The sequence below is a fragment of the Verminephrobacter aporrectodeae subsp. tuberculatae At4 genome (assembly GCF_000193225.1).
GTDB lineage: Bacteria > Pseudomonadota > Gammaproteobacteria > Burkholderiales > Burkholderiaceae_C > Acidovorax > Acidovorax aporrectodeae.
In genome coordinates this window covers 1-353 of record NZ_AFAL01000663.1, presented here as the reverse complement: position 1 = coordinate 353, position 353 = coordinate 1, and the positions used below count along the sequence as shown (strand labels likewise).

Annotated in this window: 1 protein-coding gene; it reads right to left on the bottom strand. The window is 66.0% G+C overall.

Annotation, left to right across the window (positions count from 1 at the left end):
• On the bottom strand, nucleotides 1-353 hold a 353-nt coding region (locus VTU_RS28620), incomplete at both ends, for a SwmB domain-containing protein (RefSeq protein WP_010107379.1).

Below are 353 nucleotides of genomic sequence, written 5' to 3'. Positions count from 1 at the left end.
GCTGCGGCGTTGCCGGCAGCGTCCTGCACCACGGCGCCGGATGCGGGTTTGGTGTAGCGGACGTTCACTATGTCCATGCGGGTCACCAAGATGCTCAGCGTGAGTGTGACGGTCTTGGCCGTCGCGTTCACCACGGCGCTTTGCACGGTAATGGCCGTGCCTATGGAACTGGTCACCGCAAAGCCGGCGTTGCCCGGGAGTGCGGCCGGGTCCAGGGTGCCCGCTTCGGTGTACGTGAGCACCAGCTGGTTGCCGTTGATCGTGGCGCTGCTGAACACCGGGGGCGTGGTGTCTGCTGCTGGCGCGGGCGTGTTGTTCGTCACGGTCTGGCGCACGAAGGTGGCAGCGTCATT